General features: G+C 72.1%; 17 protein-coding genes. 8 read left to right on the top strand and 9 right to left on the bottom strand.

Annotation, left to right across the window (positions count from 1 at the left end):
* Positions 1–19: 19 nt before the first annotated feature.
* The 6 genes from H0H10_RS35540 to ssd form a co-directional block, all read right to left on the bottom strand.
* On the bottom strand, positions 20–397 hold the full coding sequence (locus tag H0H10_RS35540; protein ID WP_188185306.1) for a TadE family type IV pilus minor pilin: 378 nt from the start codon (positions 395–397) through the stop codon (positions 20–22).
* Positions 384–608 (bottom strand): DUF4244 domain-containing protein, encoded by a 225-nt coding sequence (locus H0H10_RS35535; protein ID WP_188185305.1) that lies wholly within the window; start codon positions 606–608, stop codon positions 384–386. The genes H0H10_RS35540 and H0H10_RS35535 overlap by 14 nt, the downstream gene beginning before the upstream one ends.
* Positions 609–735: 127 nt before the next feature.
* Entirely contained in the window at positions 736–1,515 is a 780-nt protein-coding gene (locus tag H0H10_RS35530; RefSeq protein ID WP_188185304.1) for a type II secretion system F family protein, read from the bottom strand.
* A complete protein-coding gene (locus tag H0H10_RS35525) occupies positions 1,512–2,384 on the bottom strand; it encodes a type II secretion system F family protein (protein ID WP_188185303.1) in 873 nt (290 codons plus the stop codon). Before H0H10_RS35525 ends, H0H10_RS35530 begins: the two co-directional genes overlap by 4 nt.
* The gene (locus tag H0H10_RS35520; protein WP_309141970.1) at positions 2,368–3,612 is read right to left on the bottom strand and encodes a TadA family conjugal transfer-associated ATPase; all 1,245 of its coding nucleotides are present in this window, start codon (positions 3,610–3,612) and stop codon (positions 2,368–2,370) included. Before H0H10_RS35520 ends, H0H10_RS35525 begins: the two co-directional genes overlap by 17 nt.
* Before the next feature lie 227 nt (positions 3,613–3,839).
* Positions 3,840–4,979 carry a septum site-determining protein Ssd gene (ssd, locus tag H0H10_RS35515; RefSeq protein WP_188185302.1) on the bottom strand — a complete coding sequence of 380 codons (1,140 nt, stop codon included), beginning with the start codon at positions 4,977–4,979 and terminating at the stop codon, positions 3,840–3,842.
* A 591-nt stretch (positions 4,980–5,570) separates the two neighbouring features.
* On the opposite strand from ssd, the gene H0H10_RS35510 reads away from it, so the two are divergent.
* A complete protein-coding gene (locus H0H10_RS35510; protein ID WP_188185301.1) occupies positions 5,571–6,404 on the top strand; it encodes an HAD family hydrolase in 834 nt (277 codons plus the stop codon).
* Positions 6,405–6,798: 394 nt separating this feature from the next.
* On the opposite strand, the gene H0H10_RS35505 is transcribed toward H0H10_RS35510, so the two are convergent.
* Positions 6,799–7,623, bottom strand: coding sequence for a Fic family protein (locus H0H10_RS35505; protein ID WP_188185300.1), 825 nt, complete (start codon positions 7,621–7,623; stop codon positions 6,799–6,801).
* A 101-nt stretch (positions 7,624–7,724) separates the two neighbouring features.
* Here H0H10_RS35505 and H0H10_RS35500 point away from each other — a divergent pair, with 101 nt between their 5' ends.
* A complete protein-coding gene (locus H0H10_RS35500; protein WP_188185299.1) occupies positions 7,725–8,705 on the top strand; it encodes an ATP-binding protein in 981 nt (326 codons plus the stop codon).
* 7 nt (positions 8,706–8,712) lie between these two features.
* On the opposite strand, the gene H0H10_RS35495 is transcribed toward H0H10_RS35500, so the two are convergent.
* Positions 8,713–9,990 carry a polysaccharide deacetylase family protein gene (locus H0H10_RS35495; RefSeq protein ID WP_188185298.1) on the bottom strand — a complete coding sequence of 426 codons (1,278 nt, stop codon included), beginning with the start codon at positions 9,988–9,990 and terminating at the stop codon, positions 8,713–8,715.
* A gap of 344 nt (positions 9,991–10,334) precedes the next feature.
* Between H0H10_RS35495 and H0H10_RS35490 the strand changes: the two genes are divergently transcribed.
* The 6 genes from H0H10_RS35490 (at position 10,335) to H0H10_RS40340 (ending at position 18,370) form a co-directional block, all read left to right on the top strand.
* A complete protein-coding gene (locus H0H10_RS35490) occupies positions 10,335–12,698 on the top strand; it encodes a SulP family inorganic anion transporter (protein WP_188185297.1) in 2,364 nt (787 codons plus the stop codon).
* Positions 12,699–12,927: 229 nt separating this feature from the next.
* Positions 12,928–14,883 (top strand): acetate--CoA ligase, encoded by a 1,956-nt coding sequence (acs, locus tag H0H10_RS35485; RefSeq protein ID WP_188185296.1) that lies wholly within the window; start codon positions 12,928–12,930, stop codon positions 14,881–14,883.
* Between the two features lie 204 nt (positions 14,884–15,087).
* On the top strand, positions 15,088–16,512 hold the full coding sequence (nhaA, locus tag H0H10_RS35480; RefSeq protein ID WP_188185295.1) for a Na+/H+ antiporter NhaA: 1,425 nt from the start codon (positions 15,088–15,090) through the stop codon (positions 16,510–16,512).
* A gap of 100 nt (positions 16,513–16,612) precedes the next feature.
* Complete coding sequence (locus H0H10_RS35475) at positions 16,613–17,101, top strand: phage holin family protein (protein ID WP_188185294.1); 489 nt, start codon at positions 16,613–16,615, stop codon at positions 17,099–17,101.
* Positions 17,098–18,063 carry an alpha/beta fold hydrolase gene (locus tag H0H10_RS35470; protein ID WP_188185293.1) on the top strand — a complete coding sequence of 322 codons (966 nt, stop codon included), beginning with the start codon at positions 17,098–17,100 and terminating at the stop codon, positions 18,061–18,063. Before H0H10_RS35475 ends, H0H10_RS35470 begins: the two co-directional genes overlap by 4 nt.
* Positions 18,064–18,190: 127 nt before the next feature.
* Complete coding sequence (locus tag H0H10_RS40340) at positions 18,191–18,370, top strand: hypothetical protein (RefSeq protein WP_223180922.1); 180 nt, start codon at positions 18,191–18,193, stop codon at positions 18,368–18,370.
* A 55-nt stretch (positions 18,371–18,425) separates the two neighbouring features.
* Here H0H10_RS40340 and H0H10_RS35465 read toward each other — a convergent pair whose 3' ends face one another.
* Entirely contained in the window at positions 18,426–19,625 is a 1,200-nt protein-coding gene (locus H0H10_RS35465; RefSeq protein WP_188185292.1) for a MarP family serine protease, read from the bottom strand.
* Positions 19,626–19,711: the final 86 nt, after the last annotated feature.

Here is a 19,711-nt window from a genome sequence, read left to right as displayed (position 1 = left end):
CGGCACGAGAGACCGGCCCTCACCTCGTCACCCCCGTCGTCCCCTCCACGGCCGCCACCGCCTCCTCCCGTACCTCGAACGGAAGGCCGTGCAACGCCGGCGGCTTGGCGACGACGACCACACGGACCCGGCCGGCCTCCCGGCCCACGGTGACCTGCGCTCCGTGGGGCGCGGCCTCCCGGGCGGCCGCGACGACCGCGCCGGTCGGATCCTGGCGTGCCGCCGCCCTGGCGCCCGTCCGGGCAGCGTCCACACACTGGATCTGGGTGGCCACGACGAGCAGGCCCCACACCAGCGCCATCACGAACACCACCAGCACCGGTAGCACCACGGCGGTCTCCGCGGTCACGAAACCCCGGTCGCCTCCTCTGCGGATCGCCCGCTCACATCCGCGCATCGAGCGCTCGCTTCACGATGTCCTGCAGCTCCGCACTGACCGCCCCGCTCGTCAGCACCTTGTAGAGGACCACGGCGAACGCCACCGCCGCGACGATGCCCATCGCGTACTCGGAGGTGACCATGCCCGCGTCCCGCCGCGCGGCCCTCCGCCGCGCCACGCGCACTCCACACACCAGGGCCCGCAGCCGTGCCCGTACCGCCTGATACATCACAACCCCCGTAAGGTCCGATCATTCGTTTCGCTTGTTCGCTTGTTCGCTTGTTCGCTTGTTCCGCTTGTTTCGTTTGTTCTCTCTGATCCGGTGGTCCGCTCGATCTCGCGGATCCGGCTCAAGGTCATCCGCCCATCACCCCGTCGGCGAGCCCGATCACCACCGGCAGTACGCCCACGGCGATGAAGGCGGGCAGGAAGCACAGCCCCACCGGTGCCGTGACCATCACGGCCGCCCGGCGTGCCCGGGCCGTCGTGGCCCGCGCCCAGTCGGAACGGGCCTGTGCGGCGAGCCGGGCGACGGGTCCGGCCGCGGGCAGGCCGGACACGGCGGCCCGTTCCAGCAGCCGCGCCAGGGGCCGGGCGCCGGGGACCGCCGCCAGCCCGCGCCAGGCGCCGCCCGGTTCACCGCCGAGCCGTACTTCCGCCGCCCCGTGCGCCAGCGCGTCCCCGACGGGACCGCCGAGGGCGTCGCCCACGGCACGGGCCGCGACCACGGGACCCGCACCCGCCGCGATGCAGGCGGCCAGCAGGTCGGCGGCAAGCGGCAGCTGACGGGCCGCCTCCACGGCCACGGCCTCCTCCGCGGCCCTGCCGGACGCCGACCGCCGCACCTGCCATCGCCACAGCCCGGCCGCGACCCCCAGCCCCACCAGGGCGCCGGCGACGCCGCCGACCAGCGCCCAGCCCGCACCCACCGTGGCCAGCAGGGGCAGCCATCTGCGCGCCGTCGCCGGCACCTCGACGCGCGGGGCCGTACGGGTCTGCTGCGGGGCCAGCAGGCCGGTGAGCCGTCGCCGTACCGTCCGGGCGCGCCGCCCTGCGCCGATCCGGTGCACCAGCCAGCCGACGAGGAGCACCGTCCCCATCACGGCCCCCAGCCTGTGGACAACGTCTCCGGTCACGCCCCCGCCTCCGCTCGCCGCACGATCCGCGTCACCCACCACGCACCCAGGCCCTCCAGCACCGCCCCGGCCAGCAGGCAGCCCAGCCCCGCTCCGGTGTGCAGCAGCACGTGCAGCGGGTCGGCGCCGAGCGCGACGCCGAGGAGGAGCCCCAGGACCGGCAGACCGGCGAGCATCACCGCAGTGGCACGTGCCCCCGCCAACTGGGCCCGCAGGTCGGCCCGCTGATCCCGCTCGGCGCGCAGTGCCGCCTCCAGCCGCTCCAGGCCGGCCGCCAGTCCGGCGCCCTGGTCGACGGCCACCCGCCAGCACGCGGCGAGCCCGCGCAGCCCGTCGGCACCCGGTTGCCGTGCTGCCGCCGCGAGCGCGCCCGGCACGTCCCCGCCGAACCGGGCCGCCGCCAGCACCGCCGCCTGCCCGTCGCCGAGCCCTCCGGAGTCGTGTGCCGCGTACAGCAGCGCCTCGCCCGGCTGCCGCCCCGCCCGCACCTCCCCCGCGAGCGCCCCGCACAGCGCGATCACCGCGTCCTGCCGGGCCTCACGGGCCCGCCGTGCCCACCCCGCGAGCCGCAACCGCCGCAGCACCGCGACACCGGCCGCCCCCGCGAGGAGCGGAATCACGGAGCCGCCCAGCACCGCCGTCACCAGCCCGGCGGCGAGCGCCCACCATTCGGCCCGCAACCGTCCCTGGACCCGCCGCAGCGCGTCCGGCACCCGGTGTGCCACGGGCGGCCCGCTCCCGACCGCCCCTCCGCCCGCGAGCAGCAGCCGCGCGCGCCGCGCCTGCGCATGCCACCCGCCCGTCAGCCATGCCGCGGCCCCCAGGCACGCCAGGGCCGTGCCCGTCGCCAGCTCACCCGTCCCGGTCACCTACGTCTCCCTTCCGATACGTCTCCCTTCCGAGGGCTCGGGCATCGACGCCCTCGCCGCGCAGCAGCTCCCGCAGCCGCTCCCATCCGCGCTCGGGGGCGAACGCCGCCGCGCCCCACCGCAGTGCCGGCACCGTCCGCACCAGCCCCGACGGGTCCCGTTCCAGTACGTGCACCTCGGCGATCCGCCGCCGTCCCGCCCGGTCACGAACCAGGTGCAGGACCACCGACAGGGCCGCCGCCAGCTGGCTGTGCAGTGCTGCCCGGTCCAGCCCGGCCGCCGTGCCGAGCGCTTCCAGCCGGGCCGGTACGTCGGCTGCGGCGTTGGCGTGCACCGTGCCGCAACCGCCCTCGTGGCCCGTGTTCAGCGCGGCGAGCAGGTGCACCACCTCGGGCCCGCGCACCTCGCCGACGACGAGACGGTCCGGCCGCATCCGCAGCGCCTGACGCACGAGGTCCTCCAGGGTGACCAGGCCCGCGCCCTCCTGGTTGGCGGGTCTGGTCTCCAGCCGGACGACGTGCGGATGGTCCGGTCGCAGCTCCGCGGAGTCCTCGGCGAGCACGATCCGCTCCCCCGGTCCGACCAGTCCGAGCAACGCACTCAGCAGCGTCGTCTTGCCGGTTCCGGTACCGCCGCTGACGAGGAACGAGAGCCTTGCGCCCAGGAGCGCCCGCAGCACGCGGTCCCCGCCCGGCGGCACGGTGCCCGCCGCCACCAGCTCGTCGAGCGTGAACGCGCGCGGCCGTACCACCCGCAGCGACAGGCATGCGCAGCCGACGGCGACCGGAGGCAGCACCGCGTGCAACCGGGTGCCGTCGGGCAGCCTGGCGTCCACCCACGGCCGGGCGTCGTCGAGCCGTCGTCCGGCCACGGCGGCGAGGCGCTGCGCGAGACGGCGTACCGCCCCGGCGTCCGGGAAGGAGACCGGCGTCAGCTCCAGGCCGCCGCCCCGGTCCACCCAGACCCGGTCCGGGGCGGACACCAGCACGTCGGTCACGGACGGATCGGCGAGCAGCGGTTCCAACGGCCCGCTGCCGACCAGCTCGGACCGCAGCTGCTCGGCGGCACCGAGGATCTCGGCGTCCCCGAGCACCCGCCCCTGTTCCCGCAGGGCCTGCGCCACGCGCGCGGGCGTCGGTTCCGCCCCGCTCTCGGCGAGCCACCTGCGCACACCGTCGAGCAGCCCCGGATCCGCCCCTGCGGACGCTCCGGCAGCAGCCCCTCCCACGACCGCCCTGGAGGTCGTCCCGGTGGCCGCCGCGGCAACTGCCGCACGAGCCACGAAAGCCCGCTGAGCCCCAAGAGCCCGAGCCGTGGGAGAAGTGGGAGAAACCGCGTCGGCCACGCCGGCCGCGGACACCGCAGGCCGCCACCGGCCGACCTCCCCTCCCGACGCCACACCCTGCGCCCGGCCCGACGCCACACCCTGCGCCCGGCCACCAACCACCGACGTCTTCATGCCACCCCACCCGTCTCGGCCAGCGCCCGCTCCCAGAACTGGCGGCAGAACCGCGCCAGCGGAGCACGTGGTGCCGCGCCCGGCGGCTGCCTGCCCTCGGTCGCGCGCAGCAGTCCGGACTCCACCGGCACCTCGCCCGCCAGCGGCAGGCCGAGCAGGCTCGCCACCTCGCGGTCGTCGAGCCCGGGCGCGTACGGCCCCCGCACCGCGACCCTCAGGTCACGCAGCACCATGCCGACCGCGGAGGCCACCCGGCCGGCGGCCGCGACGGCACGCAGTTCGGCTGGTACGACGAGGAGTCCGACATCCAGCTGGGCAAGCACCTCGGCGACTCCGTCGTCGATCCGCCGCGGCAGGTCGACGACGACCGTGCCGCCCCTGCGCCGGGCCGCGGCGAGGACCGCCCGCACGGCCTGCGGCGGCACCGCGACGCAGTCCCCCCGGTCCCAGCTGAGCACCCGCAGCGAGTGCAGCTCGGGCAGCGACTCCTCCAGTGCCCCGCCACCGACCCGGCCGCGTGACGCGGCGAACGCGGGCCACCTCAGCCCCTCGGCCGTCTCGCCGCCGAGCAGGACGTCGAGTCCGCCGCCCAGCGGATCGGCGTCCACCAGCAGGCTGCGCAGCCCCTCGCGGGCGGAGGTGACGGCGAGCGCGCAGGCCAGCGTGGACGCTCCGGCGCCGCCCCGGCCGCCGATGACCCCCACGGTGAGGGCGGGCCTGCCGACGCCCTCGGCGACGTCGGCGATGCGGTCGACCAGCCACTGCTCGCCGTCGGGCAGCATCAGGACGTGGTCGGCGCCGATCTCTACGGCCCGCCGCCAGACGCCGGAGTCGTCCTGGTCCCGGCCGACCAGCACCACCCCCCGTCTGCGCACGGCTCCCCGTAAGCGACGGGCGGCGTCGTCCCCGACCAGCACGAGCGGAGCGCTCTCCCAGCCGACCCGGCCGTCGGCCGCCGTCGGCACCGAGTGGTGCACCTCCGGGGTGGCACCGGCCGCCGCGCACAGGCGCAACAAGTCGTCGAGGAGTTCGCCGTCCTCGGTGACGATCAGCGGTCCGCTCTGCCGCCCTCCGTCCGGTCCGCCCTGTCGCCGTCCGTCGGCGGGCGGCGGATCGTGTGTGATGTTTCCGGCCATGCTCTGCGTCCCCCTTCGCTGCCTCTCGCGCCGGCCTCGGCGGCGCGCGATTCCCACGTGTGTGAAGAGCCGTCGACCGGCCTCCATATGAGCGGCCGGTCAAAACCGGCCATAGGCGTCCGGCAAACGGAACCGGCGGTGAACTCGGCGCGGCCCGACGCGTGGGAATCACGGTGCAGGGCTCCGGGAAATCATGTGGATCTTGGTCGAAAACTGTGGACAACTCGACAGTTGTGAATATCGCCATCGCCCATACCGGTGAGCGCAACCCACGCCCGCCCCGCCCCGCGCGGAGCATCCGCAGAGCAGCCCGACGGCTACGGAGAGTGAGCGCATGGGAGCGCGGCAAGATCGCCGTTCATCGCCGCAGAAGACAGCGCCTGAACCGCGCGGAGAAGAGGAAAACCCACCCGGACATGCGACGACCCCCGCCGGGGGGGAGAGCGGGGGTCGTCTCCACGGCCGACTCGGGGGGGGGAGGAGTCGGACCGGGTTAGCACGGTCGCGAACGATCCGTGACTTCCATGGTGTACCCGAGAGCCCTCTCAGGCAAACCCACGCGCCACACCTTACGCCGAATGGGCTGCCCCTATGCTCAAGGTCGTGGAAAACCACTCGTTGCCCCGCACAGCGGCCTTCTTTGATCTGGACAAGACGGTCATTGCGAAGTCGAGCACGCTCACCTTCAGCAAGTCCTTCTACCAGGGCGGGCTGATCAACCGCCGGGCCGTCCTGCGCACCGCCTACGCCCAGTTCGTCTTCCTCGCCGGGGGCGCCGACCACGACCAGATGGAGCGGATGCGCCAGTACCTGTCCGCGCTCTGCCGCGGCTGGAACGTCCAGCAGGTGAAGGAGCTCGTCGCCGAGACGCTGCACGACCTGATCGACCCGATCATCTACGACGAGGCCGCCTCCCTGATCGAGAAGCACCACATGGCCGGCCGGGACGTCGTGATCGTCTCCACGTCGGGCGCCGAGGTCGTCGAACCGATCGGCGAGCTGCTCGGCGCGGACCGGGTGGTGGCCACCCGCATGGTCGTGGGCGACGACGGCTGCTTCACCGGAGAGGTGGAGTACTACGCGTACGGGCCGACCAAGGCCGAGGCGATCAGGGAGCTGGCCGCGTCCGAGGGCTACGACCTCGCCCGTTGCTACGCCTACAGCGACTCGGTGACCGACCTGCCGATGCTGGAGTCCGTGGGCCATCCGCACGCCGTGAACCCGGACCGCGCCCTGCGCCGCGAGGCCATCGCGCGCGAGTGGCCGATTCTCGACTTCCACCGGCCCGTCCGGCTCAAGCAGCGGATCCCCGCCCTGTCCGTACCGCCGCGCCCGGCACTCGTGGCCGCCGCAGCGATAGGCGCCGCGGCCGCCACCGCGGGCCTCGTCTGGTACGCGAGCCGACGCCGGGGGCCGCTGCTCTGACCGTCGTCGCGGCGCCGCACGGCCGCCCGACGACACAACGTCCCTTTGCAGGTGTTTGAACCCAAAAGTAAAGAAGTGGAGGCCAGGACTTCCACTCGCTCCTGACCGGGAGTACAAATGAGTTAACGGCCCGCGAGACCAAGGACATCCGAAAGGATCACCTTAAGAACGCAATTGGCCCCACGGACCGAGCATGAACACCGGGCACCCACGCGACGTCGACCCGTCGATTACGGGCCAGCCGCACCAGGTGACGGGCGAAGTTCCCGACCTGATGGGCAAGTTATCGAGGACGCTTGGTAACTCGGTGGCCATGCCAGCGGCGGTACGAATCCTCGTACCGCCGCATTATTGAGCGCACCGCGATCCTCCAGGCCGCACCGGCCGCGATCCCTCAGGCCGCTCCCCGCTGAAGCGCCTCGCACACCGCCGTCGACTCCCGCGCACCCAGTTCCACCGCCCGGCCGCAGTGGGCGATCCAGGCGGCCATGCCCTCCGGCGTTCCGGAGACGTAGCCGTCGAGTGCCGCCAGATAGGCCGCCCGGCCCAGCTCGGCGTGGCCGACCTCGGCGGCACAGACCGATTTCGGGTCCAGACCGCTGCCGATCAGCACGATGCGCTCGGCCGCGCGCGCGACGAGCCCGTTGTGCGAGGCGAAGGGACGCAGCGCGAGCAGTTCGCCGTGCACGACGGCGGCCGTCACGAGCGCCGGCGCGGAACCACCCGCGATGATCAGCTCCGACAGGCCCTCCAGACGGCCGTGCGCCTCCGCGGCACCCGGCAGCGGCAGCTCCACCAGCGGCTCGTCGACCGGCTCGCCCTCCTGGCGGGGACGCCCCACCTGGTCGGCCTTGTCCGCCGCCGCCACGAGGTGCAACCGGGCCAGCACCCGCAGCGGCGACTGCCGCCAGATGGACAGCAGTTGCCCCGCCTCGGCGGTCAGCCGCAGTGCCGCGCCCACCGTGCGCGCCTCGGCGTCACCGCTGAAGTCGGTGCGCCGGCGCACCTCCTCCAGGGCCCAGTCCGCACCGGACAGCGCCGCCGAGCCCCGGGCACCGCGCAGCGCCGCCTCGGAGGTGATCTCGTTGCTGCGCCGCCGCATGATCCGGTGGCCGTAGACCCGGTCCACGGCCTTGCGTACGGACTCCACGGACTCGGACACGCCGGGCAGTGCGCCCAGGGCCGCGAGCGGATCGGCGGTCGCGCCTGTCGTACTCATGGGTACGACCCTACGCACCCCGGCCGCCCACCCCACGAAGGAGTGGTCTTCTTCACGTCCGTGTGCGACGTACAGCTATCATCCCGCTACGCTTGGTGAACATGAAAATTGCTTTCGTCGGGAAGGGCGGCAGCGGCAAGACCACCCTGTCCTCCCTGTTCATCCGCCACCTCGCCACCACCGGCGCACCCGTCGTCGCGATCGACGCCGACATCAACCAGCACCTGGGGGCCGCACTGGGCCTCGACGAGGCGGAGGCGGCCGGGCTGCCCGCGATGGGCGACCACCTCGGACTGATCAAGGATTACCTGCGCGGCACCAACCCGCGCATCGCGGGCGCCGACAAGATGATCAAGACGACACCGCCCGGGGAGGGATCGCGGCTGCTGCGGGTGCGCGAGGACAACCCGGTCTACGACGCCTGCGCGCGGCCGGTGGAACTCGACGGCGGAGCCGTCCGTTTGATGGTCACCGGGCCCTTCACGGACGCCGACCTGGGAGTCGCCTGCTACCACTCCAAGACGGGAGCGGTGGAGCTGTGCCTGAACCACCTGGTCGACGGCCGTGACGAGTACGTCGTGGTCGACATGACGGCGGGCTCGGACTCGTTCGCCTCCGGCATGTTCACCCGCTTCGACATCACGTTCCTCGTCGCCGAACCGACCAGGAAGGGGGTCTCCGTCTACCGGCAGTACAAGGAGTACGCCCGTGACTTCGGCGTCACCCTGAAGGTCGTGGGCAACAAGGTGCAGGGGGAGGAGGACCTGGACTTCCTCCGCGCGGAGGTCGGGGACGACCTGCTGGTGACCGTCGGGCACTCGGACTGGGTGCGCGCCATGGAGAAGGGCCGCCCGCCCCGGTTCGACCTCCTGGAGGACGCCAACCGCCGGGCGCTGCGCACCCTGCACACGGCCGTCGACGCGACGTACGAGCTGCGGGACTGGGAGCGGTACACGCGGCAGATGGTGCACTTCCACCTGAAGAACGCCCACAGCTGGGGCAACGAGCGCACCGGAGCCGACCTGGCCGCGCAGGTCGACCCCGGGTTCGTCCTCGGCGAGGGGGTCGCCGCCCCGGCCTGACCGGCGGTCACCGGCCGGCCGGCGGCGCGCCCGGCACACCCTTCGGGGCCGGTGCGGGGCCGGCCGACAGGAAGGACGCCCAGCCCTGCTTCGGCGCCTCCCCGACGCCCAGGGTGCGCAGCTTCTTCAGCGTCCTCGGGTCCTGGGCGTCCAGCCAGTCGACGAGCTGCCGGAAGGAGACGCAGCGCACCTCGTCCTTGGTGCACACCCGCTCGATGACCTCTTCGACGGCGCGCATGTAGGTGCCGCCGTTCCAGGACTCGAAGTGGTTGCCGATGATCAGGGGCGCGCGGTTGCCCTCGTACGCCCGCCGGAAGCCCTGAAGCAGACCGTCGCGCATCTGGGCGCCCCAGTAGGCGTGTTTGGCGGGGTCGCCCTGGGTCGAGGTGCCGGACTGGTTGACCATGAAGTTGTAGTCCATGGTGAGCTGCTCGAAGGTGTGCCCGGGGAACGGCACGAGCTGCATCGACAGGTCCCACAGCCCCTGCTTCTTCGTCGGCCACACCTGGTTGTTGACGCCGCTGCTGTCGTAGCGGAAGCCCATCTCGGCGGCGGCCCTGATGAAGTTCTCCTGGCCCTCCAGGCAGGGCGTGCGGGCGCCGATCAGCTCCTTGTCGTAGTCGAAGGGCAGCGGGGCGGCGTTCTTCAGCCCGGCGTTGGTCCTCCAGGTCTTCACGAACTGCTTGGCCTGGGCGATCTCGTCCTTCCACTCCTGGACCGTCCACTCGCCGACCCCGCCCCCGCTGCCGCAGAAGTGGCCGTTGAAGTGGGTGCCGATCTCGTTGCCCTCCAGCCATGCCTGGCGCAGCTGGCTGACGGTGTCGGCGATGCCCTGCTCGTCGTTGAAGCCGATGTCGGAACGGCCCGGCGAGTGCTGCGGCGGCCGGTAGAGCTCCCGCTTCTCCTCCGGCAGCAGGTACACGCCGCTCAGGAAGTACGTCATCGTCGCGTTGTTCTCCTTGGCCACCTTGCGGAAGTGGGAGAACAGCTTCTGGCTGTCCTCACCGGCGCCGTCCCAGGAGAACACCACGAACTGCGGGGGTTTCCGGCCCGGCTTGAGCCGTTCCGGTCTGGCCAGGTGCGGCTGCGCTCCGGTGTAGGCGGTGGAGCCGTCGCCGATCAGCCGGACGACCTGCCCGGGCGCCGGCGCCCCCTTCGCCTTCTGCGGGCCGTGCGCCCCTCCGCCTGCATGGGAACCGCCGGCGCCGGTCGCACAACCGGCGAGCGATGCGGCACAGACCGCGGCGATCGCGGTGCCCGCGGCGATCCTGTGGGTGGCGGCCATGTTCCGCCCACCTTCTTCCTTCTCTCGGGCCAACGCCGGTGAGGGCGATGTCGGTTGCTGAGCCGGGACGTGCGTCAGCGCCGTCAAGGTCGCACGCGACCGAGAAGGAATTAATACGACAAGCCGATAAAAAGCCCGCTTCACCCCTATGAGCAGCCTGATACTCCGTTTGCGCGAAAAGTCTATGCCCGCTCTTTACTCTGAATTACGATCTATTTACTGAGCGCAACCATCACGCGCCGATCCCGCCGCTGTACGCCGTGACCCACGGCCGCGAGCGCCCCCGCCCCAGCGGGGGACCCACCCATGACCGCGACCGCGCAGCCCGGAGGAGACGGGAAGACATGTCAGCCTGCGTCCCCACCCACGCCGACTCGTCCCGAACCAAGCACGTCCATCCACCGCACAGCCCGCCGCACAAGCGGCCCCGGCGCTTCCGCGTCGCGGGCGCCGACGTGTCGGCCTCGATCGCGGTCTTCCTGATCGCGCTGCCCCTGTCCCTGGGCATCGCCCTCGCCACCGGCGCCCCCCTCCAGGCCGGCCTCGTCGCCGCCGCGGTGGGCGGGATCGTCGCCGGGTGGCTCGGTGGCTGCCCGCTCCAGGTCAGCGGCCCCGCCGCGGGACTCACCGTGGTCACCGCCGACCTCATCCAGCGCTACGGATGGCGTACGACCTGCGCCATCACCGTCCTCGCCGGGCTCGCCCAACTGGGCCTCGGCTGTCTGCGCGTGGCGCGCTCCGCCCTCGCCGTCAGCCCCGCCATCGTGCACGGCATGCTCGCGGGCATCGGCGTCACCATCGCCGTCGCCCAGTTGCACATCGTCCTCGGCGGCACCCCGCAGAGCTCGGTCCCCGACAATCTGCGTGCCCTGCCCGCCCAGTTGGCCGACCTGCAACCGGCCGACGTGTCCATGAGCGTGCTGACCCTCACGCTGCTCCTGTTCTGGCCGCGGATCCCCGGCCGGACCGGGCAGCTCCTGGGCAAGGTCCCGGCCGCCCTCATCGCCGTCGCCGGGGCCACCGCGGTCGCGGCACTGGTCGGACTGCGCCTGCCCAAGGTCGACCTGCCGTCCTGGAGCAGCCACGCCCTGGCCACGCTGCCCGACGGCCCGGTGCTCGGCCTGCTGGCCGCCGTACTGACCACCACGCTCGTGTGCAGCGTGCAGTCGCTGCTCGGTGCGGTCGCCGTGGACAAGCTGGTCGCCGACCGGCCGGGCCCCACCGGGCGCGTCGGCCGCTCCGACCTCGACCGCGAGCTGCTCGGGCAGGGCGCCGCCAACATCGTCTCCGGATCCCTCGGCGGGCTGCCCATCGCCGGTGTGGCCGTACGCAGTTCGGCGAATGTGCAAGCGGGCGCCGTCAGCCGGAACTCCACGATGCTGCACGGCGTTCTCGTAATGATCGCCACACTGCTGTTGGTCCCGGCCCTGGAGCTCATCCCGCTCGCCTCGCTCGCCGCGCTGGTCATGGCCGTCGGCCTGAAGATGGTGTCGCTGAACCACATCCGCACGGTGACCCGCCACCGTGAGGTGCTGGTCTACGCGGTCACCACCTGCGGTGTGGTGTTCTTCGGCGTCCTGGAGGGCGTGGCGCTCGGCATCGCCGTGGCCGTCGCCGTCGCCCTGCACCGCCTGACCCGCACCCGGATCACGCACGACGAGAGGGAAGGAGTCCATCACGTACATGTCCGAGGCCAGTTGACGTTCCTCGCGGTGCCACGGCTGAGCCGGGTCCTGCATCTCGTGCCCCACGGCGCCGACGCGGTCGTGGAGCTGGACGGTTCGTTCATGGACCACGCGGCGTACGAGACGCTGCAGGACTGGCAGAAGACGCACACCGCGCACGGCGGCACCGTGGAGGTCACCGGCCGCCGCCCCGGAACACGCATCTCCGAGCCCGCCGAGCTGGACGGCTGCCGCTGCCGGCCCTGGACGCCCTGGCGCAACCACCAGTGCGACCGCCCGGGCTCCGCACCCCCGGCCGACGACCCGCAGGGCCCGGACGGCCGGACGGCCGCACCGAGCACCGCCGACCGGCCGAGCGGGGAGGAACTGGCGCGCGGCATCAACGCGTTCCACCGCAACACCGCCCCGTTGGTGCGCGGCGAGCTGGCCCGTCTGGCGCGCGAGGGACAGCAGCCCTCCCAGCTGTTCCTGACCTGCGCCGACTCACGACTGGTCACGTCGATGATCACCTCCAGTGGTCCCGGTGACCTCTTCGTCGTGCGCAACATGGGCAATCTCGTGCCCCTGCCCGGCGAGGAGAGCGGAGACGACTCGGTGGCCGCCGCGATCGAGTACGCGTTGGACGTGCTGAAGATCCGGTCCATCACGGTGTGCGGGCACTCCGGGTGCGGAGCCATGCAGGCGCTGCTCAGCGCCGGGCCCGAGGACGAGCGGACCCCGTTCAGACGCTGGCTGCGGCACGGGCTGCCGAGCCTGAAGCGGATGACCGAGGACGACGGCTCGTGGGCCCCGCTGGCCGGGCGCCGGCCCGCCGACGAGGTCGAGCGGCTCTGCCTGAGCAACGTGCTCCAGCAGCTGGAGCACCTGCGCGCCCACGACTCGGTGTCCCGGGCCATGAGCGCGGGCGAGCTGGAGCTGCACGGCATGTACTTCCATGTGGGCGAGGCCCAGGCCTATCTGCTCACCGAGGAGTCCGGGAACGGGGTGTTCGATCTCGTACGAGAAGCGGACCCGTCCCGCTGAGCCGACGGGCCGCACGGGAAGCCGGCGCCCAGGGAGTGTGAGCGGCGTTACAGACGCTGAACCCTGGGCCGCCGGCGTCCGTGGGTACGGATGACCGCCGGCCACGGAAAACAGCCGACAGTTCCAGACAGGTCTAAACCAATTGCCCGTCGGCCCTTGTCATCGGCCCCCCGGGTCTGATGAGCTGTGGCCTGGGACACAACGGACAACCCTGAGAAAGGGAGATGTCGTGAGCAATGAATCCTTGGCCAACCTGCTCAAGGAAGAGCGCAGGTTCGCACCCCCCGCCGACCTGGCCGCGAACGCCAACGTCACGGCGGAGGCGTACGAACAGGCCAAGGCTGACAGGCTGGGCTTCTGGGCCGAGCAGGCCCGCCGGCTGACCTGGACTCAGGAGCCGACCGAGACCCTCGACTGGTCGAACCCGCCGTTCGCCAAGTGGTTCAAGGACGGCACGCTCAACGTCGCGTACAACTGCGTGGACCGGCACGTGGATGCCGGGCACGGCGACCGCGTCGCCATCCACTTCGAGGGCGAGCCCGGCGACAGCCGCGCCATCACCTACGCCCAGCTCAAGGACGAGGTCTCCCGGGCCGCCAACGCCCTGCTGGAGCTCGGTGTGCGCAAGGGCGACCGGGTCGCCGTCTACATGCCGATGATCCCCGAGACGGCGATCGCGATGCTGGCCTGCGCCCGGATCGGCGCCGCGCACTCGGTCGTCTTCGGCGGCTTCTCCTCGGACGCCCTCGCGACCCGCATCCAGGACGCCGACGCCCGCGTCGTCATCACCGCGGACGGCGGCTACCGCCGCGGCAAGCCGTCCGCGCTCAAGCCGGCCGTCGACGAGGCCGTCGAGCGCGCGGGCAACGTCGAGCACGTGCTCGTGGTCCGCCGCACCGGCCAGGACGTCGCCTGGAACGACTCCCGCGACAAGTGGTGGCACGAGACCGTCGACCGGCAGTCCGCGGAGCACACGCCGGAGGCGTTCGACGCCGAGCACCCGCTCTTCATCCTCTACACCTCGGGGACGACGGGTAAGCCCAAAGGCATCCTGCACACCTCCGGCGGCTACCTCACGCAGGCGGCCTACACCCACTGGGCCGTCTTCGACCTCAAGCCGGAGACCGACGTCTACTGGTGCACCGCCGACGTCGGCTGGGTCACCGGCCACTCGTACATCGTCTACGGCCCGCTCGCCAACGGCGCGACGCAGGTCATGTACGAGGGCACGCCCGACACCCCGCACCAGGGCCGCTTCTGGGAGATCGTGCAGAAGTACGGCGTGACGATCCTCTACACCGCGCCCACCGCGATCCGGACGTTCATGAAGTGGGGCGACGACATCCCCGCGAAGTTCGACCTGTCCTCCCTGCGCGTCCTCGGCTCGGTCGGCGAGCCGATCAACCCCGAGGCGTGGGTCTGGTACCGCAAGAACATCGGCGCGGACGCCACCCCGGTCGTCGACACGTGGTGGCAGACCGAGACCGGCGCGATGATGATCTCGCCGCTGCCGGGCGTGACCGAGGCCAAGCCGGGCTCCGCCCAGCGCCCGCTGCCCGGCATCTCCGCGACCGTCGTCGACGACGAGGCCAACGAGGTGCCGAACGGCGGGGGCGGCTACCTGGTCCTCACCGAGCCGTGGCCGTCGATGCTGCGCACCATCTGGGGCGACGACCAGCGGTTCATCGACACGTACTGGTCGCGCTTCGAGGGCAAGTACTTCGCCGGTGACGGCGCCAAGAAGGACGACGACGGCGACATCTGGCTGCTGGGCCGCGTCGACGACGTGATGCTCGTCTCCGGTCACAACATCTCCACCACCGAGGTGGAGTCGGCCCTCGTCTCCCACCCGTCGGTCGCCGAGGCGGCCGTGGTCGGCGCGGCGGACGAGACGACCGGCCAGGCCATCGTGGCGTTCGTGATCCTGCGCGGTACGGCCGCGGAGACCGATGACCTGGTCGCCGAGCTGCGCAACCACGTCGGCGCCACCCTCGGCCCGATCGCCAAGCCCAAGCGGATCCTGCCGGTGGCCGAGCTGCCGAAGACCCGCTCGGGCAAGATCATGCGGCGCCTGCTGCGCGACGTGGCGGAGAACCGGCAGCTCGGAGACGTCACGACGCTGACGGACTCGACGGTCATGGACCTCATCCAGTCCAAGCTCCCGGCTGCGCCGAGCGAGGACTGAACCTCCGGTTCCGAGGGCACCCGGCGAGCGACATGCCGGGTGCCCTTCGCATGGGGGGCGCCCGGGGGCGCGAGCCCACCCAGCCCCGCTCGCGCCACGTTAGGTAAGCTAAGGAACGCGTAAGAGAGACAACAAGATCCTCATGGTGCGCCGGGAAGTCTGGTCGGCACGTGTTCCGTGCTGCCCATCGACCGGAGGTCCCCCGTGTCCGCGCCCCGCACCCCCCGCAAAGTCTTCGGACATCTGTCCCTGCCCGAGCGGTCCTATGTCGCGGACGCCCTGCGCACCGAGACCGTCGGCGGCGTCCTGCTGCTGCTCGCCGCGATCGCCGCGCTGGCCTGGTCGAACATACCCACGCTGCACGACAGCTACGAGAGCGTCACCCACTTCCACTTCGGGCCCGGGGCCCTCGGCCTGAACCTGTCCGTCGCACACTGGGCCGCCGACGGACTCCTCGCGATCTTCTTCTTCGTCGCCGGGATCGAGCTCAAGCGCGAGCTGGTCGCCGGTGACCTCAAGGACCCGAAGGCCGCCGCACTGCCGGTGGTGGCGGCGCTGTGCGGCATGGCCGCCCCCGCGCTCGTCTACACGCTCACCAACATCGCCGGCGGCGGCTCCCTGGCCGGCTGGGCCGTGCCCACCGCCACCGACATCGCCTTCGCCCTCGCCGTGCTCGCGGTCATCGGCACCTCCCTGCCGAGCGCCCTGCGCGCCTTCCTGCTGACGCTCGCGGTCGTCGACGACCTGTTCGCCATCCTGATCATCGCGGTGTTCTTCACCGAGACGATCAACTTCGCCGCGCTCGGCGGCGCGGTCGTCGGCCTCGCCGTCTTCTGGCTGCTGCTGCGCAAGGGCGTACGCGGCTGGTACGTGTACGTCCCGCTCGGCCTCGTCATCTGGGGGCTGATGTACAACAGCGGCGTCCACGCCACCATCGCCGGCGTCGCGATGGGCCTGATGCTGCGCTGCCACGTCCGCGAGGGCGAGCAGCACTCCCCCGGCGAGCACATCGAGCACCTGGTGCGCCCGCTGTCGGCGGGACTGGCCGTTCCGCTGTTCGCGCTGTTCAGTGCGGGCGTGTCCATCTCGGGTGACGCGCTCGCCGACGTGTTCACCAAGCCGGAGACCCTCGGCGTCGTCCTCGGGCTCGTCATCGGCAAGACGTTCGGCATCTTCGGCGGCACCTGGCTGACGGCCCGCTTCACCAGAGCGTCGCTCAGCGACGACCTGGCCTGGGCGGACGTGTTCGCGGTGGCGACCCTGGCCGGCATCGGGTTCACCGTCTCGCTGCTCATCGGCGAGCTCGCCTTCGAGGGCGACGCGGTGATGACCGACGAGATCAAGGCCGCCGTCCTGACCGGCTCCGTCATCGCGGCGGCCCTGGCGACGGTGCTGCTGAAGCTGCGGAACGCCAAGTACCGCAGGATGATCGAGGCCGAGGAGCGCGACGACGACCTCAGCGGCGTCCCGGACATCTACGAGGAGCACGACCCGGAGTACCACCGGCGCCTGGCCGCCCTGTACGAGAAGAAGGCCGCCGAACACCGCCGGATCGCCGAGGAGAAGGAGGCCCTGCGGCTTGCCGAGGTGCCGGGCGGGGAAGGCGACGAGGGCGACGGTCCGGCATGATCTGACGAGACGGTACAAAAGACGGGACCGTACGCAGTCGGGCAGAAGACGACCGCCACGGAACCGTAGGCAGATCAGCCAGCAGAAGAGGGAGACCGCGATGAGCGCACCCGACGGCAGCCCGGTCGGCACCGAACGCAGCATCGGCCAGCTGTTCGCCTCGGCGACCACCGAATTGTCGGCGCTGGTGCACGACGAGATCGCGCTGGCCAAGGCCCAGCTCAAGCAGGACGTCAAGCGCGGTGCGACCAGCGGGGGCGCGTTCTCCCTGGCGGGCGCCGTCCTGGTGTTCTCGCTGCCGATGCTGAACTTCGCGCTGGCGTACGGGATCCGCACCTGGAGCGGGTGGAACCTCGCGGTCTGCTTCCTGCTCTCCTTCGCGGCGAACGTCATCGTCGCGGGCGGCCTCGCGCTGATCGGTGTCGTCTTCGCGAAGAAGGCCAAGAAGGGCCGGGGCCCGCAGAAGGTCGCCGCCTCGATGAAGCAGTCGGCTGGCGTGCTGCAGAACGCCAGGCCGCACCCGCGTCCGGAGCTGCCCGCGGACCGGGCCCCGGAGGCCATCGAGGCTGTGGCACGCTCGTCCTCATGACGGGCTCGTTCACCCCTCCGGGGCAATCACCTCCGGCGCACCCCACCTCGGTCGTACGGCTCGACGTCCCGGGCGGACACGAGGTGATCCACCGGGACGTCGCCGCCAACGGCGCCCGCTTCCACATCGCCGAGCTGGGCGACGGGCCGCTGGTGCTGCTGCTGCACGGCTTCCCGCAGTTCTGGTGGACCTGGCGGCACCAGCTGGTGGCGCTCGCCGACGCGGGCTTCCGCGCGGTCGCCATGGACCTGCGCGGCGTCGGCGGCAGCGACCGCACCCCCCGCGGCTACGACCCCGCCGGCCTCGCCCTCGACATCACCGGCGTGATCCGCTCACTCGGCGAGCCCGACGCCGCGCTGGTCGGCCACGACCTGGGCGGCTACCTCGCCTGGACGGCCGCCGCGATGCGCCCCAAGCTGGTCCGGCGGCTCGCGGTGTCGTCCATGCCGCACCCCCGGCGCTGGCGCTCGGCCATGCTCGGAGACGTCCGCCAGACGCGGGCGGGCTCCTACATCTGGGGCTTCCAGCGTCCCTGGATCCCCGAGCGCCAACTGACCGCCGACGACGGCGCGCTCGTGGGCCGGCTGATCCAGGACTGGTCGGGACCGCGCCTGCCCGACGAGGAGTCGGTGGAGGTCTACCGCCGCGCGATGTGCATCCCCTCCACGGCGCACTGCTCGATCGAACCGTACCGCTGGATGGTGCGGTCCCTGGCCCGCCCCGACGGCATCCAGTTCTACCGCCGGATGAAGCGGCCCGTGCGCGTGCCGACGCTGCATCTGCACGGCTCGCTCGACCCCGTGATGCGGACGCGGAGCGCGGCCGGGTCCGGGCAGTACGTCGAAGCGCCGTACCGCTGGCGCCTGTTCGACGGACTCGGACACTTCCCGCACGAAGAGGATCCGGTCGCCTTCTCCACCGAACTGATCAATTGGCTGAAGGATCCCGAACCCGATCGGTGACCATACGGACGCGCCCGGTATCCGGACCCGAATGCTTGTCCTACGAACGGCCAATTGCCCGGCGCATAGGCCAATTGGGGGCGCCGGAAGCGGTTATCGACCTTGGGGCAGGGGCACACGTCCGGGTATGGGCTGGACGCACGACTACAGTGACGTAGCACGCGACGGCCGCTCCACGAGCGGCGTGAGCACGCACCGACGAGACTCCTCGCAACTGCCGGGCTCGGACCCCCGGGTCGGCATTCCGCGCATCCTGCGCCGCCGCGCACGCTGGGTCTCCGTACGCCTGCGTCACCCGCGCGGCTGACGCCGAGCCGCCCGGATCACGGCACCTGGCCGGCCGCCCGGCCGTCCTCCTCGGCTCACAGGGCGCAGCTGTCGCTGTCCACCTGCTGGTTCGCGGCGCGGCCCTTGGCGATGGCCTCGCTGATCTCGTCCACGGTGAGCGCGTAGCCGGTGTCGGCGTCGTCGAGGGACTTGGCGAAGACCACGCCGTAGACCTCGCCGTCCGGGGTGAGCAGCGGGCCGCCGGAGTTGCCCTGGCGGACGGTCGCGTAGAGCGAGTAGACGTCGCGGCGGACGGTGTCGCGGTGGTAGATGTCCGGGCCGTTGGCCGTGATGCGCCCGCGTACGCGCGCGGCACGGACGTCGTATGCGCCGTTCTCCGGGAAGCCGGCCACGATGGCGCCGTCGCCGCTGTCCGCGTCCTCGTCCGTGAACCGCAGCGCGGGCGCCCGCAGCTCGGGGACGTCGAGTACGGCGATGTCGCGCCGCCAGTCGTAGAGGACGACCGTCGCGTCGTACTTCCGGCCCTCGCCGCCTATCTGCACGGTCGGCTCGTCGACGCCGCCCACGACGTGCGCGTTGGTCATCACGCGGCGGTCGTCGAAGACGAAACCGGTGCCCTCCAGGACCTTGCCGCAGCCGGTGGCGGTGCCCGTGACCTTGACGATGGAGCGCTGGGCGCGGGTCGCCACGGGGCTGCTCGCCAGCGCGGGGTCGGGCGGCTGGACGTCGGTGATCGGCTCGTTGGAGAACGGGCTGAAGACCTGCGGGAAACCGTTCTGCGCAAGGACGGAGGAGAAGTCCGCGAACCAGGTGTCGGCCTGCTCGGGAAGCGCCCGGGAGACGCCCTGCAGCACGGTGGAGCTGCGGACCTCCTTGCCGAGCGTCGGCAGCGTGGTCCCCGCGAGGGCGGAGCCGATCAGCCAGGCCACCAGGAGCATGGCGACGACGTTGACCAGAGCGCCCCCGGTGGCGTCCAGGGCGCGGGCCGGGGACCAGGTGATGTACCGGCGCAGCTTGTTGCCGAGATGGGTGGTCAGGGCCTGGCCGACGGAGGCGCAGACGATGACGACGACGACCGCGACGACGGCGGCGGTCGTGCTCACCTCCGCGTTGTCCGTCAGGGCGTCCCAGATCACCGGCAGCACGTAGACGGCGACGAGTCCGCCGCCCAGGAAGCCGATCACCGACAGGACGCCGACGACGAAGCCCTGGCGGTAGCCGACGATCGCGAACCAGACGGCGGCGAGCAGCAGCAGGATGTCCAGCACGTTCACCGATTCAGGCCTCGCCTCGTCGTCTTCCGCTCACACCGCCCCGGCCGAGGGGGCCGGCCCGCCGCGCGGCGGGCTCCGGACGGCGT

Origin of the sequence: Streptomyces griseicoloratus (genome assembly GCF_014534645.1) — a bacterium.
GTDB lineage: Bacteria > Actinomycetota > Actinomycetes > Streptomycetales > Streptomycetaceae > Streptomyces > Streptomyces griseicoloratus.
The sequence above is the reverse complement of the archived record's forward strand: the minus strand, read 5'-3'. Positions and strand labels throughout refer to the sequence as shown.